The sequence below is a fragment of the Chryseobacterium manosquense genome (assembly GCF_014623485.1).
GTDB classification, from domain to species: domain Bacteria; phylum Bacteroidota; class Bacteroidia; order Flavobacteriales; family Weeksellaceae; genus Kaistella; species Kaistella haifensis.
This window is the reverse complement of sequence record NZ_CP060203.1, coordinates 265,406-282,192: the sequence shown is the minus strand read 5'-3', so window position 1 is coordinate 282,192 and position 16,787 is coordinate 265,406. Positions and strand designations below refer to the sequence as shown.

The following is a 16,787-nucleotide window of genomic DNA, read 5'->3' as shown; positions in this document are numbered from 1 at the left end:
AAATTTTATTATATCAGATTAAAACTTCATATTTATCATTAAAAAATTTATCTAATTCAACCTCATTATTTTCTGTAAGTATGAATCTTTTTTCTGCTTCATTCAACTCACAAATTCCAAAATTCTTAATGTAATTTCCGTTTAGAGAATAATAGCCCGCAGAATATGGTTTGCTCGTATTTTCAATATAAAACCAAAAAACTTTTGACCGCATTAGCTTTTGAATAATTTTCATTTCATCCTCTTCATGGCCAACAATTGCCTGACCATTATAAAACATTAGATTTTCATCAAAACTAGTGTGAAAATTTGGAGCTTTATCAGAATATTTTGGGAAAAATAATTTATTTGAAACTTTTTCTAATGACTGAGTTCTACCGAATGAAAACCAAGGTTCATAATTCCCATTACCTTTATCTCTTGTTGCTAAAGTTTCTTTTTTATGGGTGAAATAATCGTATGCTTTTGGAAACATCTCTTTGATGTAATCTTCAGAAAATGCCTTAGGCTTGATATTGTCATCATAAGGAAAAATGACTTTCTCTTTAACACTCTCAAAGTCTATGTTCCTACTTAATTTATTTGAATTTAAAACATCCCTGCAAATACCCTTTTCAATTTCGAATAACTGGCCGTTCTGAAGATGATAAAAATTTTCATCTTCACCTACAGGACGAAAAATGTAAATATCATTTTTTAGGGTTGCAATACCGTGTCTTGTTTTATATTTTTCACCGAATGGCTCTCCGACTGATTCTATTCTAGAAATTATATCGTTGTGATGTAAATTCCAACCTTTTTTAGAATCAAGAATCGTATAATTTAATTGCGTAAAATCATTATCTGCTGAAGGAAATTCTTTTTTCTTTGATTTATAATACTCAATAAATTCTTGTTCGGTTTTTTCGATAAAACAAATACAAGTATATGTGCTTTTGGATCTAAAAATTTGATTAATACCAAAATCTATAATTTTGATTTTTGCTTGATGATTATTGAAATATTCTCTTAGTGCACGACCATTTAAACTTTTGAAAAATGAATTCATTGTGATGTAGCCAAGTATGCCGTTTGTACTCAAAGCTTCAAAACCAATTTGGAAAAAAGGTATATATAAATCGGGATTGCCTGTTGCGCAGACTTCCCAATTTTGCAAATTTTGTCTGACAGAATCCTCAAGATTTCTTATACGAACATATGGTGGATTACCAACTATAATCTGAAATCCTTTTAAATCCTCAATTTTTTCTTCCCAATTGAATATCAATGCATCTCCGGTGTGTAAATTGAAATCAAATCTTTCTATATCTTCTCCTTCGGAAACAGCATATAGTGAAAGCAACAACTTGCTTCTAGTAATTGAATATTCCTGGATATCAAGACCAAAAATGTTTTCATTAAAAATATCAAAGAATGACTTCTGTGTTTGCTCACGAAGTTCTTGAACGGCCGACAAGAGAAACCCACCGCAACCACATGAAATATCCGCTATTCTTGCATCATTTAAGTCATAGCAATTTCTAAAAGTTTCTGAAACAATGTATTCTCGAATTTCTTTTGGCGTATAAATAGCTCCGGTAACGATTCTGTCTTCAGGAGATATTACAAATTCAAAGAGTTCTATAAGGTTTTCAAAAGAAAAAGCTTCATAGTGCTTTTTTAAGAAAGTAATAAACTCTTTTAACATTTTGTACTCCTCAATTTGCTGGACAGAGATTTTTTGACTTAGGATTAATTCATTATTGTTTACCGTAACATTTGATATCTCGATGTAAGCAGATATTATTAACCTATCGACATCTTTAGGTTGTAATAATTTATCTTTAAAAAATTTATTAATTGAAACGCTCATTATAGATTACCCAATAATTTAGTATATTGTCTATATTTTCTATAGAAGTCCAAAATAATATCCTTAAGGTCATTAGATAATGTTTCTTCAGTGGTGCTTTTCAAAATGATTTCAGATTCTTCAATTATTTTGTCCAATTCCTCCAGATTCCATATAAATTCATGTTGTGGTTTGTATAGCTTTAATTCTTTAAACATCCAGTTTCCTAAAGGAGTAATTGCTTTTATTTGACCATTATTCAATCTATCAAATTGTAAATTATAATTATCGTCACAAGGATCAATAAAGCCTATGTCATTTTCATTATGTAAATTTTCATCATTGGTTGGCCATTTATTACTTTTAGAATTATTACAAGACTTACAAGCGTAAACCAAGTTACTATAATCAGTTTCTGATTTTATTGTTAAGAAAGTCTTTTTATCTTTTTTTCTGGGAATAAAATGATCAATTTCAAATGAGGCAAATCGCCATACATAAATGTCATTACAATAACCACATCTTTCTTTAAAGTCATTTTTTAAATCTGACCTGTGGTTTTTATAGTCTGAAACTTTACGAGTAATATTTTGTCTTTTAGGCGTGAAATCTCGAAACATTATTTCTTATTAATTTTTTTTAATTGTTCTAAGATATCTTTAGCCTCTGAAACAAACTCATGCAATTTTGTAATCGATTCTTTTTGCGCTAAGTTGGTAGGTAAACCTTTCCCCTCTGGCTCTAACTCGTCCAGCAAAATAAAAAGCTTAGATAACTCTTCTTCTTCCATACTGTCTAAACCTTCTTTTTGTCTTTTAGTAATTAAATTTTCAATTTTAAAATGGGTATCTTGAATTTTTGTATAGTAATTATCAATATTACTTTTCATTTTCGTCTTAAATAATAATAGTTCATCTTCACTTTCGCCATCTAAAATATTTTTACCATAAATTATGTGAACATCATCCATATGATTTATGGCTTGAGGCTCATGAGCTGTCAACATTATTATTGGGAAATGTGGCTTATATGCACGTACAGCATCAACAATAATATTACCGTTAAAAGAAACATCTCCTTCCTCCTCTAATAGATAGTCGGTTACTATCGCATCTAATTCATCATCTTTAAGTATGCTTAGAATTTCATCAATAGAACAGTTACTTTCAACTTTTATTTTCATTATATCATACTCGTCCTTGAAGGTTTGATAAAATGTATTTATCCAAAATGGACTTTCATCTATATATGCTATTTTATATTTCATTTTCTAGTCTTAAAATTAATTTTGATTGACAAACCGTTTTGCGAATTTAATATTGAAATTGAGGAATCATTATGTTCTTCAATTATTGATTTAACTATATACAAACCGAGACCGGTTCCAACAACATTTCCTTTTTTGTCCTTTCGCGATGATTCATTTAAATTAAAAATTTCTTCTGGATTATTAATGTATTGCGAATCCAACCCTTTTCCATTATCACTAAAAATGATTTCAATTCTATCATCAATTTTTTCCCAGCTAATTACAATTTTTTTAGAATCTTTATTGAATCCGTATAGGGCATTGATAGAATTAGATAATAGATTATTGAAAATTGAGTCCATATCAACTTCAAATGCACGAATAACACATTCATTTTTTTTATCGCCTATTAATTCTAAATCAATTTTCCTTTGCTGTAATGCTTTAAACCAAGTTGATTTAAATCGTGAAAAATAATCCTCAAAATTAAGATTTGTCCTCTCTCTTTTATCGCGCTTTAAAGTATTTAGTGAATAATCTAGCCAATGTTTTAATTTAGTGTCTTCTTCTTGCATCAGACGAATCATATAAAAAGGATTATCATCAATATCCAAATGAGATAACTCATTTTCGTCTATATGATTTTTCAGTTCCCTAAGTAAAAATTGAGTCCGTGGAATCAATCTTGATTGAAGACTCTTAACCTCATGCGCAAAGGATGAAATTATCAATCCCACACTTGCCAAACTGCGCAACAACCTAATTTCATTATCCTTTTCTTCATTTTCTCGCGTTAATATTTGAATGCCATCAGCTAAAACTTTCTCTCTGTCTGTATAAGATGATTGAGATTGGGAATTATTTTGAGTTGAATTTGCTTCTTCTTCGTCGTTTATAGATTCAGCTTCTTCTTGTGCTTTTCTTTTGGCTTCCTCTTCTGCATTTTTCCTCTTATAGAACTCAGATAAATTATACATAATCGTATTTCTATCTTTTTCAAAAAAAGAAATAATTTCAATAATTACATTTTTGAATAATTCAAATACATCATTTTCAATTAATCCTTCTCTACCAGATTTATCTTGAAAACTTTCATTAAAAAGTCGTGATATATTTATAGTACCAGCAATTTGATTTGGTCTAATTCTATATCCTCCCAATTTTTGACCTGCTCCACCGGGACTTTCAGCTTGTCTGGCTCCCAACTTTAACCAGTCCTCTCCATTTTCACCATATGGTCTTATACGAAAATCATCCCTAAAAATTTTTACACCTCCAAATTTTTTCAACCATGATTTACGATTACTACTGTTAAAAGTCTTATATGGGTATTTTTTTCTATCACCATCTACCTTATCATCTGATATGGTATTTTTCAAAAAGTAAAAAGTGAAATCAAATTTACCTATTTTACTAATTAAGTTTCTATCAACGTTTTTTGAAAGAACTTCATCTAAACGTTTGTCTAAAATTGTAATTGGGCTGGAAATAAAATCAACTAAACGATAAGGTGCATTTTGCATGGCACCTTTTTCGAAAACCTCTAAATATTTATTAGCCAATAAATCAACATCTAATTCATTTCTTACGATTTTGATTTTTAATTTTCCATCATTTTCTTTATTATAGTTAGCGATAACTTTGTAGTCAAAATCATCATAATACGCTGTTTTTACCTTACCAAACTCAATAGGGTTTTCAAGCGAAAATAAATGAATTGCAAAATCTGGTTGCTCCCTTGGTGGCAATAACATTTCTAGATTACCAAACAAACGATTCAACTGTTCATAATCCCACGTATCGTTAAGCTCAGAAATTTCAATAATTGTCCCTGTGTCAAAATTCAAATCATTTACAATTTCCATTACATTATGAAAATTTCCAAATTTGCCTCGCAACTCATTTTTTAGACTTAACTTATCAATTTCTATAAGAACAGCCTCAACATCAGATACCACAGCCGAAGGTTTATCAAATTCGCGCCAATCCACCATCCATTCATATCCACGCTGATTACCTTTTGAAACTGTTTGCATATTTGTGAATAAACCTAACCGGTTTAATGCAAATCTACCAATGCCTTTTGCTCCAGTTTTTATTCTACCATTTTCAGTTGTATGTTTGTAAAGTTTGTTTGAAGTTCCAATAGTCATCCACTGATTGGTAATAACTTCGGAAGTCATTCCATCTCCATTATCAATAATGTAAATTTTGCTGTTTGACTTATCTCTTTCTAATAAAACTTTCCCATTTTCATCATATAGCAAATTATTTTCATGATCAACAACCGGTTTTTCCTTTAAATCAAAAATCAAAACACAATTTTTTGAATCAGCATCATAAGTGTTTTTTACTAATTCGATTATTGCACCTTCTTCTGTGGAAAAATTTTCCATCCCTATCAGTTTAGCAGTCCTTGCTGATACTTTAAAGGGAATTTTTACTGAATTATTAGTCATTGAATAAAGAAGTTAATTTAACATCAAGCTTTTCTGCAATTTGAACGAATGTTTTTAAAGGTGGCTGGACTTCATTAGTACACCAACGAGAAATTGTTGCTTCATTTTTGCCCAATTGTTCTGCTAACCATTTGCTACTTACATTTTTCTCTGCAAGTATTACTTTTAGCCTATTAATTGCTTTTTTGCTCATATAATTTGCATATTGTGTAAAGATATTGATATTTTTGTTATTTCCTCTTATCTGTTGATAACTCATCATACCCAAACAGATTAAACATTTCCCTCATCCTAGATCTTAGGCGGTTGCCGTAGATGGTTTCTATTTCTCCAGCGGTGAGATTTGTGGTGAGGTGGGTTATAATTCCTTTTTCTTTGAAAAGGTCGTATCTAGTGAGAAGGATTTCTGCCATTACATTGCAGTCGTTGCCGAAATATTTGGAGGTGGTTTCTGTTCCAAGATCGTCGAAGCAGTAGTTCTTTGGAATTCGATTGTCATTATAGAGGCTTCCGCGGGAATAGTTTTCTAGAACTTCGTAGCCATTCTGCATAAATTCTGAAACAATTTGTCGGGTGGAAGCCATCATAAAGTTTTTTCTTCCGGAAGGGATTTGTCTCATCAATTTGAAAAGGATTGTTTTTCCACAGCCGATTGGTCCACTCAGCATTATTCCTTTGTTGAGGTCAATATTCATTTCTTTGGCCACTGACTCGTCCTGAAGAAACCAAGCGAGCATTCCGAAAATGATTCCTTTTTCGTTATCTGGAATGACAAAGTTTTTGCCGATGTGTTTTCTGCCCGCTTTACGGAGCCAGGTTACCACTTGCTTGTAGTCGTAGGACATTTCTATTTCATGATTGGGAAGTTGCATTGTTGTGATGATTTTTTTCAATGAATGTTCTTAAACACCCCGTCCTGCGGACACCCCTCTTTAAAAAAGAGGGGAAATTAGAGTTTGTCTTGGTAGGATTTGTTGGTAGTTGCATTGAGGTGACTTGGTTTTAAATTATGAGATTGCTTCACTCCGTTCGCAATGACGGTATTGAATTTTTTGGAATTTAAAAGCCAATTTCTGGCGCCGGCTTGCCAATTTTTCATTTTGGATTTTCCGCCAACGAGCCAACCATTGCTTTCGTAGTGGTTGAAGAATTTTTCAGCTTCTAATTTTGTGGAATCTTTTTCTTCAAAATACATCTGAACTTCGGGAAATTCCGGAGGAATTTTTGAACATGGTTTTGTATAATGAGATTCTTCACTTCGCCTTGCTCCGTTCAGAATGACAGACTGAGATTGCTTCTCTTCGCTCGCAATGACAGTATCGCTTTTCTTTTGGCGCAACTTTTCTTTTTCTGACTCTTCAGATTCAAAATTTAACTCATTAATTTTATTTGGGCTTATCCTATGTTTATTGTTTAATAAGTTTGTATTGTTTATAGAAGGTATCAACGCTTGTTCAGAACTTGTATCGATTTTGATATGGTGCTGGTTTAATGCTTGTTCAGAGGATGTCTGTTTTTTGATACGCTTCCTGTTCAAATTTTGAACTTCTGAATTTTCAAAATTGTGGAGGTTTACCATGCTTCCTTTATATGGATTAAATGATGGAATGTATTCAATATATCCAAACTCCTGCAGGTCTTTTATGCACTTGTGATAAGTGCCATACGCCGAAATCTTACTTAATTGCATGATTTCATTTCTGGAAATACTTATCGGGTTTTGGAAATGGTTGAGATTCCAAAACTGAAACAGTGCGAGATACAGACTGATGTGTGTAGGATTAAGTTGCTCATCGTCCTGAATTTTATCGAAAAAACCTGTTAAATGCCGAATGTAGTTCATAACTCTTTATTTTTGATTCAACATTTTTTCGATGTCCTCGTAATTGTAATACAATGTTCCTCCGACTTTAGAATACCGCAGAGTGCCTTTGATTCTTAAAGTTTGAAGTGTTCCCGCAGAAATTTTCAATAATTCCTTTACTTCTGCAGATTTCAGCCAAAGTTTTTGTTCGGTAGTTCTGAAATGAAATAGATTTTTGATTTCATCAATAAGTTCTTTTTTGAAGTTCTGCAAATCTTCCTGAGTGATGATGTTTACCGCCATAATAAATACATTTAAATTGATTTGCAAATTTTAACTTTATACCTATAAGTTATTCACAAGCGCAACCGAAGTTGTGAACGATTTCTTTGAACAAAAAACCCTAAAAAGTGTTATTAAAAATTACTTTTTAGGGTTTAGAAACTGAGCAAGTTGCACAGAATTGTGATTTTTTCAAACTATTCAATTAAAAATTCATCGTATACATATCGAACATCTTTGGGATTCTCAGAAATCCATACTTTTTTACCAATTCTATAAAGTCCTTTTTCTAACTGCTTATTTTTCATAAAAGTTATCAAAAAAAGCGGATAAGATTTTGAGGTTTTCTTTTCTAATGAATAATTAATCTCTCCAAAAACTAATTTAGGATCTAAAGCCTGTTTTAACCATTTTTCATCATTAAATTTCTCAATAATAAAATCGCTTGAATATAATATTTGATTTTCAGTATTATTTATGAGTTTATAAGTACCCTCTTTTTTTGAATCAGAATAATTGAAAATTTTTGGTGAAATTTTTAGTACTACCTCCGTTTTTTCACTTCTATTTAAGACATTTTCATTCATTGTATATTTATTAACAGATGGATTTGTAGGATTGAGTTTTTTGTTACATCCATAACTTATAGTAAGCAATAACAAAAGCAAACTTCTCATTACTTTATTTTTAATAATTAAGTTACTTATTTTTAATTCCTAGATAATCCAAAAGTACTAAGGATATTTGTAGCTTTTGTAAAATATCTTGTCGTTCCAATTGCACCCATATGTATTCCAGCTGTTGGTCTTGCTCCAGTACTACTTATGTAAGTATAAACAGTACCACCACTATCACCCTCATCACTATTATAATCTGCAGTTGACATATTATCAATAGTTTCCCCTGTAGCACTAATTATACTTATATTCGTACTTAAAATCTTACCAGATGTTGCCCCCGTCTGCCTACCTCTTTTATTAACAACTGTTCCAACACCGGGAAGAGTTGTAGATAAAGACAAATTGTCAACAGTGCTGCAAAGTGTATTACTTACTTCATCTGTTGATATATTATTTAAAACAACAAAAGCAGCATCAACCGTTCCAGATTGTTTTGAATTTGCACAAGTGCCAACCGCTGCACCTCCATAATAAGCAGTTTCGCCAACTGATATTGCATGACCGGCAGTAACAAATCCGATTTTTCCATCAGAATTTCTTTTTGCCTTAAATCCTACTGAACCAGCGGTGACCATGGAAGAGGTTCTATCAACGGCACATCCCGGATATATTATTGTTTCTAATTTAACTCTTCCACTTACATTTGTAAATTTGATTCCTTCTTTTCCAAATATAGATTTTTCTAAGAGAGATTTCTTGTATTCATCCAATCCCAAAACATTGACCTCGATAGTATTCAATTCATCCATTACCCCAAAGGTTGAAATAAAATTTAACAAAGAGGGATCCTCTTTAGTTTTTGCCCAAACATTCAATTCATCCATTAAGCCTGTTAAATATTTATAGGAAAATTTTGCCGGCTTAAATTTTACTTTGTCTTCGTCAATTATTTTCAGTATTTCTTTTTTACCTACGCCAAACTTACCTGAAATATAAATGGTTAAAATACCCTTATCAGATATAAATGAACCTCCATAATAATCTGGATAACTAACATTGGATTTCCCTAATGCATTGTTCGCTCCAAAAGCTTGCATTAATTTCCCAATCTTTAAATTTGCTTCTTCCTGAATTGCTGCATCAGCTTCTTCATTTATATCAGAAGTAAACTTTGTGATTTTTTCAGAACCTCTTTCATCAAATTGAGTTGATATTGAAGAGTCTGAGCATGATGTGAATAGTAAAAATAAACAGCATGCTAATGTAATAAAAAAATGTTTTTTCATAATATTATGTATTTTGGTTAGTAATAATTAATTTTCATCCGCATCATCCATTCTCTTTATAAGGGTTTCCTTCAAATTATCAAGGAATTTTGTTTTGGACGATTTGCGTATTCTTATTTCCAGAAAAACTCTATGAAACTGTCCTAAATCGATATTGAATATTTTTTCAAAACTTTCTGCAATTTCTTTTAGTTCCACAGCGCCATTGTTAAAAACTCCATCAGCATGCAGAGCATAAAGCAATTCAATTAGGGAAACTTTGGGAGCCGTCCATTTTAAACCTGACAAAAGCAACTCTTTTTCCTCTCTGCTGTGTGTTTTATAAAGATTGGTGAGTTCATTTTCAAGATAAACCTGCAGTTGATCATTTGCAATGATTTTGGCCACTTTATAATCGTGAGAAGTTGTGAAAGAGTGGTCAGATTCAAAGAAATAAGTATCCAAACTCAGCTTTATATCATATTTGCCTCTCACGAAATAATGATCATCCAGAAAGGTATTTCCGGTTCTGTAATATTTATAAAACTCTAAATTATTCTCAAAATAATTTTTGAGCTTGGCCAATTGTGCTTCATAATATTTTCTAATAATTTTCTCACCACCATTTGGCTTTTTGGTTTCAATTCTGAAAACTGAATTATGATAAATTAATTTTGAAAGAATTTTTGGTTTAATATTTTTGAAAAACCAAATCTCATCTTCAATATTTTGAAACGAATGTTCAAGAACATATTTTTTAAGCTCAGAAAGCGTATCCAAACTCAATTTGACGGCCAACTCGGAAAATACAATGGGATTATCAATCTCCATGGATAATTCCCGGATGTTTTCCTGGAGTGTTTCGATTATATTTTCAAAATATTCCTGCATTGGTTTTCGATAAGCAAAGCAAAAATATTGTTGATTTGTCCTAATATACAACTAGAATATGTCTCAATTTATGAATTAGGACGGGATTATTCTTCTTTTATCTCTAAAAGTTCATAATCTTCCAATTCGTTATAGACAGTTTCCATTTCAGAATTTAATTGTTTAATGTATTCATCGCAAATGTGAAAGTACATATCATCTTTTTTTTCATCTTGCAATTTAAATTTTAAAGGACCTTTTTTAAGTTCTTTTATCAAATTATTAAAAATTGCTTTGACAGAATTTGGATTATCCTCTGTTAGAATTATTTCCAAAGGAGTGTCTAAATTAAGAATTAATGAGGTTGCTGTTGCCTCTCTTTTGATATTTGCTGTTTTAGTTTCCATATATTTTTCCTCTTTCTCCGAAGGCTTCTTTACCACCCTCCAATGTTTTCATACTTATTTCTTTCCAATCTAATTCATCATGAATTCCGTAAATACATTTCAATTTATTAGAAAACGGATTTCCTGTTAATGTGTAATATTGTCCTTGGTCGTGAAGCCTATATATCGAGTTGTAGGGCAAAGTTCTCACTGCAATGTTTGCGTCATGAGTCGCAATTATCACTTTTTTACCGAGCAGTGCTTTTTCCCTCAACAAAGGTACAATTACATCATTTATATAATCATTTCCTAAACTTTTTTCTGGTTCATCAATCAAGTAAATTTCCTTGTCCTCGCTTAATTCTTTATGCAATAAGATCATCGAAGACTCTCCATTAGAAGGACTATAAGACTCATTATTCAGAATGAAATGTTTGTATTTCAAAAGTAAATCACTTACTGAATTAATTGTTTCAATACCATCGATCGCATTCAATTCTGTAATTTTCTCGAATAAATTGTTATTATATAAAGATCTCTGTATCGCTATTATTGATTTTGCGAAATCTTTTTGAGGTGTTTTTCTAACTTGCTTTACTGGAGTATAAGCACTATCAGTAATATTGCCATCTTGAATTTTAAGATTTGTTTTGCAAAAAATTTCACCTTTCTCTCCTAGGCTTCCAGCGTATTCTTCAATCGGTTCAATTTGTTTACTAATATTTTGAAGAATTTTTTTTATAGTTTTTTCAATTTTTATACGATTACTTGCGTATTCTGCAAATCCAGTTTTTGCAGGTTTTTGAGGTTGACCCGTTTTTTTTGCAATTTCTGTACTAAAAAGATTAATTATTTGATTTAGCATTTTTACACTTGTTTTCTCAATGAATTTATCTTCTGTATGTTTTTTCAATGAAAACAAAATTTTATTCAAAACTCCAATTAATTCCTTAAGCAGTTCCAAATCAATATAATCTTTTAAATTGTCGTTATCTCTAGTATAAGTAAGGAAATCATTAAATTTTTGCGAAATCGTATTTAACTCACTTAATTTACGAGATATTATAGTATCATCTTGCAGAATGGTGTCCTTAATTTTTAGATTTTTTGAAATTTTATTTGTTTGCTCTAAAGCGAAATGTTGTTTGTATTTTGAAATACTAGTAATATCTTCTTCACTTACTTGCTTAATAAACTGGATTTCTTCTTCACATCCATCTATATTCAATGTAGCAAAATCGATGTTGTCTGAACCTCGTAAATCAAATGCCTCACTTAGATGTTGATCATTGGATTTATAAACATTTGTTTTGTATCCTAAATCATTGTAATATTTTGACAAATTATCTAAAATTTCTGTCTTTCCGGTTCCTTTCGAACCAAATAAAATATTAATATCATTGAAAATTTCTAAAGATATCTTATCTGCCACTGTAAAAGGAACAAGTTCTACATTTTCTTTTGTTTTACTATTAAGAAGTGTATTTATTGTTGCTTCATCTTTTTCAAGTAATAAAGAAAATTGTTCAAAACTTTCGACAGGGAGCCTAAGTTCTGGTAAATTTTCACTTTCTTTAATGTAGTTATCCCAATCATGAACATCAGAACCGTAAATAGAATTATGACCGTGACTAATATAGATGCCCGCAGAAATAGAGTTTGTCGCTTCTTTTATAATTCTCTTTTTATTTGAGATTTGATTTCCCAAAAGTTCTAGTTCTTCGTCTCCAATATTTGGTTTTTTAGCAAAATAATGAGCTACATAAATGCAATCTAAATCATCAAATGACTCTACCATTTCCTTTATTGAACACGTAAAAGTATCTACGTTTTTTTCGCCAATCAAAGCTTTAACTCTTTTATCAAATTCCTCGTGGTTTATAGGATTGCAAATTACAATAAGATGTCCCCTTTTATCATTCTCAAAAACATCAAGCTCAACACCTGGCCATAATTGGCAATGATCTTTGACTCCCTCCCTGAAAACTTCATATTGTGTTATATCAAAATGGTTATGGTTTGTAATTGCCATAATCTTTACATCGGTATTCTTCATTGTTTCAATGAATTTTTCCGCTTCAATATTTCTTGAAAGAGCGTCGCCTGTTTTTATTTTACGAGTATGAACATGAATATCGATTTTCATATTAGTTTTGTTCTCAATAAATATATTTTAATTTCCCAATTCCAATTGATTTTTAACCAGATTAAAATAATCTGCTTTTTTGCTTACCAGCTCCTGGTGATTTCCCTGTTCCACAATCTGTCCATTTTTCAGTACAATAATTTGGTCTGCATTTTTCACTGTAGAAAGTCTGTGGGCAACAATTATTACTGTTTTTCCTCTAAAAAAAGATTGCAGATTATTGTGAATTATTTTTTCATTTTCAGCATCCAAAGCAGAAGTAGCTTCGTCAAATAAAATGAAGTGTGGATTTTTATAAACCGCTCTAGCAATAAGAATTCTTTGCTTCTGTCCACCGGAAATTCCGTTACCAGAAGCACCAATTTTAGTCTTTAATCCCAATGGAAGCTCTTCTACAAAAGATTTAATATTGGCCGTTTCTAAAGCAGTATTTAGTTTTTCATAATCAATATTTTCATCACTTGTTGCAATATTTCGCTCAATTGTATCAGAAAAAATAAATCCGTCCTGCATTACTACACCGCAATTTTTTCTAAGATCTGTGGGTGAAACTTCACTTAGATTGAGATGATTAAATTTTATTTCACCTTTTACTGGTTCGTAGAATTTTAAGAGCATTTTCATTAAAGTGGTTTTACCGCTTCCACTAGCTCCCACAATAGCAGTAATTTTTCCATCCGGAATAAACAAATTGATATCTTTTAGAACATACGGAGATTGTGGCCCTTCATATTGGAATGAAACGTTTTTGAAATAAATTCCTTTTTCTATCCCATTTTGTTCTGTATATTTTTTACTAAGTAACGGTACTTGGTTTTCCTGTTCTTCTTCAGGATTATTTTGCACTTCGTTTAGCCTTGCTAAACTCAATTTTGCATCTTGTAGTGATCTGAAAAAATTGATGAGTTGGCTCACCGGAGAATTCATTTGGCCAATGATGTATGAAACACTTAGAAGAGCTCCCAAAGTCATATGTCCTTTTATTACGAAATAAGCAGAAAGAAAAGTTACCAGAATGTTTTTAAGCTGATTTATAAATTCAAATCCTGAAAGTTGAACTTGATCTAATTTAAGAATGCGAATATTGATTTTAAAAAGTTTTTGCTGGATTTGTTCCCATTCTTTACGTTTAAAATCTTCAAATTGGTTGAGCTTCATTTCAGACACACCATTAATTATTTCATAAATAGATTCCTGGTTTTCGCTTCTTTGTTGGAACCTGAAATAATCTAAAATCTTTCTTTTATTCATCCAGTATAAAGACCACAATATAGAAACGATTGTAAGTATCATATAAACAGCTAAAATTCTGGCATCGTAATACCAAAGCACCCCAAAAAAGGCTGTAAAAGTTATAATTGAAAATAGCGTTAATAAACTTTGTGAGGTGAGAAAGTTTTCAATCCTTTCATGATCCTGTATTCTTTGATTAAAGTCACCCATAAGCTTTGTGTCAAAGAATTTTATTGGTAGCTTCAAAAGCTTTTTAAGAAAATCAGAGATGATTTGAATATTAATTTTTGTACCTACAACAAGCATAATCCAGTTCCGAAAAATATTAATTACAATATTTCCAAAGAAGAATGCCAGCTGAGCCAATAAAATAACTGTAATTACTGACAGATTTTTCTTGCTTACACCTTCATCAATTAATTTTTGAGTAAGAATAGGGAAAACTAATGTCGAGAGTGTACCTAAAGTAAGGAGAAAAATCATCCAACCCATTTGCGCTTGGTGTGGACGAAGGTATTTTAATAAATATTTTATAGAAAGCTTCTCTTCCTGCGGTGGTGTCTGATTATAAAATTCTTCTGTTGGCTCCATGAATAAAGCTACGCCTTTATCTTCATGTGAAAGCCAAGATTTTTTAAACTTTTCTTCAGTTAAAGATAATAAGCCATGCCCTGGATCTGCAATTTTATATATTTTTTTTCCTGTAAAAAAATTTTTAGAAATTTTAATAAGTACAACAAAGTGGTTCTGATTCCAGTGAATAATACATGGGAAAAGGTCAGAGTCTAATTCCTCTATTTTAAGTTTTGCGGCGATTTCTTTAAATCCTATTTTTTTGGAAGCTTCGCTTATCCCTAATAGTGAAACTCCTTCTCTAGTAATAAAGCTTTTATCTCGCAAGTATTGCAGTCCGAAATTTTTGCCATAGTAAGATGCAACCATAGCAAGACATGCAGGTCCACAATCCATTTGGTCATGTTGCGCAAAAAAAATCATTATATCAATTCCTCGTCTAGAAACATGTTTAAAATCAGTTCTTTTTTACTATTTTCATCAAAATTATGGACACAGTAGTCTTTCCCTATATTTTCAACAATCATCTGACTACAACCACCGCCACAAATTGGTAATATGCTACATTCTAAGCAGGGTTTGTTAGTCATTTTAGGAATAAGTCTTTTATTATGCTGTTCATTCCAAATTATTTCTCCATCTCCATTCAGTACACCTTCCTTATTTTTTTGATTAAAATCTCTAGCGTTACATTTGTATACATCCCCATTATAATTTATAACTGCTTGGTTTTTTTTATCAGCATAACAGGAATTCCTTAAAGTATCAGACAGTAAAGCACTTCTATGATTTATTCCTTTTTCTTTTGCATAAAATTTAAAATTCTCAACCAAATCAGTTAGCTCTTGAGAATTTGGCTCTTGAAAAACCTTTTGCATTGATAACGCAATATTTTTTTTTGCAGAGCTTTCTAGATTTTCCAAATCATTTATGACCTCCTCCAAGCCATTAAGATTTTCTCTTGTGTAATTTATTCTCAAAGTAACAAATATTCCATTTTGAGCTAAAGCTATAACATTTTCAATAATTTTATCGTAAGACCCCCTACTTTTCGATATATATCTAACTTGATCATGTTTTTCCTTGTTTCCATCTAAAGTGATTTGAAAGCCTGATATTTTATAGTTATTTAATTCACTGATAATTTCTTCATTGATTAGTAGGCCATTAGTCGTAATTGCTAGCTCCAAACCTTTATTATAGTTGTCTGTGATTATTTTAGCTCCTCTAATTAATTTAATCATTTTATCATAAAATAATAGTGGTTCGCCACCAAAAAATGATAACACAATATATTTGATATTAGGATTTTTAATAAAAACATTCTCAATTAATTTTTCGATCTTTTGAATAGTTTCATCATTTAATTGTGATTTTTTTTCATGTGTTTCATAGCAGTACCAACATTTAAAATTGCAATTCATAGTTGGGTTGACAATAAGGTGATAATATTCGTCCTGATTGTCAACAGTATTTATCAAATCTCTAACTCGTTCTAATTCATTTACATCTTTTTCAACAAAGAATCCATTAGCTATTAAAGCTTCATAAAAATCTGAATGCACCTCTTTTAGTTCTAAGAGGTCATCTTGTGTTGATACAGAATTATACATGTCATATAAAAACTGTTCTAGGAGCAGGAACTTGTTTGTGAAAGAGTTATGTAAGATAATCAAGTTATCAAAATTAACGATGGTATTAAATTTACTTTTTTTCATCTTTAAATTATTTTTTGAAAAAAGGCTGTCTTCTATGAAAACAGCCCATTTTTGTTTAGTTTATGAGCAAGCACATGCACAAGTATGGCCACTCGCTACGTCTACGTTAACATTCGTAGGATCACTAATTGGAACATTTGCAGAAAATGCAGAAAATCCACCTTTAAGTTTCCCTTTCTGTGTTTCAGATAGAGTCTGCACTTTTTTAGCAAGCTCTTGAAATCTCTTGTTTTGATTTTTCTTTTCCATTTTGTTTAAATTTTGGAAGTTAATAGACAAATTTTGCTTTAAAGAAAGCTTTATTTAGACATAGTTTCTCAGTATTGCGCACTACCCGAAACCACATATAAA

General features: G+C 31.0%; 16 protein-coding genes. All 16 read right to left on the bottom strand.

The genetic code is table 11. The annotated features are described in order from the left end of the window. Positions 1-13 precede the first annotated feature (13 nt). On the bottom strand, positions 14-1,852 hold the full coding sequence (locus tag H0S70_RS01325) for an HsdM family class I SAM-dependent methyltransferase (RefSeq protein ID WP_188321418.1): 1,839 nt from the start codon (positions 1,850-1,852) through the stop codon (positions 14-16). After that, positions 1,852-2,451, bottom strand: a complete 600-nt coding sequence (locus H0S70_RS01320) for an HNH endonuclease (RefSeq protein WP_188321417.1) — start codon at positions 2,449-2,451, stop codon at positions 1,852-1,854. The genes H0S70_RS01325 and H0S70_RS01320 overlap by 1 nt, the downstream gene beginning before the upstream one ends. Then, on the bottom strand, positions 2,451-3,098 hold the full coding sequence (locus H0S70_RS01315; protein ID WP_188321416.1) for a hypothetical protein: 648 nt from the start codon (positions 3,096-3,098) through the stop codon (positions 2,451-2,453). The genes H0S70_RS01320 and H0S70_RS01315 overlap by 1 nt, the downstream gene beginning before the upstream one ends. Next, positions 3,095-5,539 carry an ATP-binding protein gene (locus tag H0S70_RS01310; protein WP_188321415.1) on the bottom strand — a complete coding sequence of 815 codons (2,445 nt, stop codon included), beginning with the start codon at positions 5,537-5,539 and terminating at the stop codon, positions 3,095-3,097. Before H0S70_RS01310 ends, H0S70_RS01315 begins: the two co-directional genes overlap by 4 nt. Continuing rightward, positions 5,532-5,732 (bottom strand): helix-turn-helix transcriptional regulator, encoded by a 201-nt coding sequence (locus H0S70_RS01305; protein WP_188322170.1) that lies wholly within the window; start codon positions 5,730-5,732, stop codon positions 5,532-5,534. The genes H0S70_RS01310 and H0S70_RS01305 overlap by 8 nt, the downstream gene beginning before the upstream one ends. A 37-nt stretch (positions 5,733-5,769) precedes the next feature. Beyond that, positions 5,770-6,432, bottom strand: coding sequence for a P-loop NTPase family protein (locus H0S70_RS01300; protein WP_188322264.1), 663 nt, complete (start codon positions 6,430-6,432; stop codon positions 5,770-5,772). 56 nt (positions 6,433-6,488) lie between these two features. Further along, positions 6,489-7,382, bottom strand: a complete 894-nt coding sequence (locus tag H0S70_RS01295; RefSeq protein ID WP_188321414.1) for a transcriptional regulator — start codon at positions 7,380-7,382, stop codon at positions 6,489-6,491. A gap of 6 nt (positions 7,383-7,388) precedes the next feature. Continuing rightward, entirely contained in the window at positions 7,389-7,673 is a 285-nt protein-coding gene (locus H0S70_RS01290; protein ID WP_317173160.1) for a helix-turn-helix domain-containing protein, read from the bottom strand. A gap of 149 nt (positions 7,674-7,822) precedes the next feature. Beyond that, entirely contained in the window at positions 7,823-8,302 is a 480-nt protein-coding gene (locus H0S70_RS01285; RefSeq protein ID WP_188321413.1) for an immunoglobulin-like domain-containing protein, read from the bottom strand. Between the two features lie 32 nt (positions 8,303-8,334). Further along, entirely contained in the window at positions 8,335-9,531 is a 1,197-nt protein-coding gene (locus H0S70_RS01280; protein WP_188321412.1) for a hypothetical protein, read from the bottom strand. A 27-nt stretch (positions 9,532-9,558) separates the two neighbouring features. Then, on the bottom strand, positions 9,559-10,401 hold the full coding sequence (locus H0S70_RS01275) for an RteC domain-containing protein (protein ID WP_188321411.1): 843 nt from the start codon (positions 10,399-10,401) through the stop codon (positions 9,559-9,561). A gap of 86 nt (positions 10,402-10,487) precedes the next feature. Continuing rightward, positions 10,488-10,787: a hypothetical protein gene (locus tag H0S70_RS01270; protein ID WP_188321410.1), complete on the bottom strand. Its 300-nt coding sequence runs from the start codon at positions 10,785-10,787 to the stop codon at positions 10,488-10,490. After that, on the bottom strand, positions 10,777-12,912 hold the full coding sequence (locus H0S70_RS01265; protein WP_188321409.1) for a hypothetical protein: 2,136 nt from the start codon (positions 12,910-12,912) through the stop codon (positions 10,777-10,779). The genes H0S70_RS01270 and H0S70_RS01265 overlap by 11 nt, the downstream gene beginning before the upstream one ends. A 27-nt stretch (positions 12,913-12,939) precedes the next feature. Then, entirely contained in the window at positions 12,940-15,141 is a 2,202-nt protein-coding gene (locus H0S70_RS01260) for a peptidase domain-containing ABC transporter (protein WP_188321408.1), read from the bottom strand. Next, entirely contained in the window at positions 15,141-16,436 is a 1,296-nt protein-coding gene (locus tag H0S70_RS01255) for a radical SAM/SPASM domain-containing protein (RefSeq protein WP_188321407.1), read from the bottom strand. The genes H0S70_RS01260 and H0S70_RS01255 overlap by 1 nt, the downstream gene beginning before the upstream one ends. A gap of 60 nt (positions 16,437-16,496) precedes the next feature. Beyond that, entirely contained in the window at positions 16,497-16,685 is a 189-nt protein-coding gene (locus tag H0S70_RS01250) for a hypothetical protein (protein ID WP_188321406.1), read from the bottom strand. Positions 16,686-16,787 lie beyond the last annotated feature (102 nt).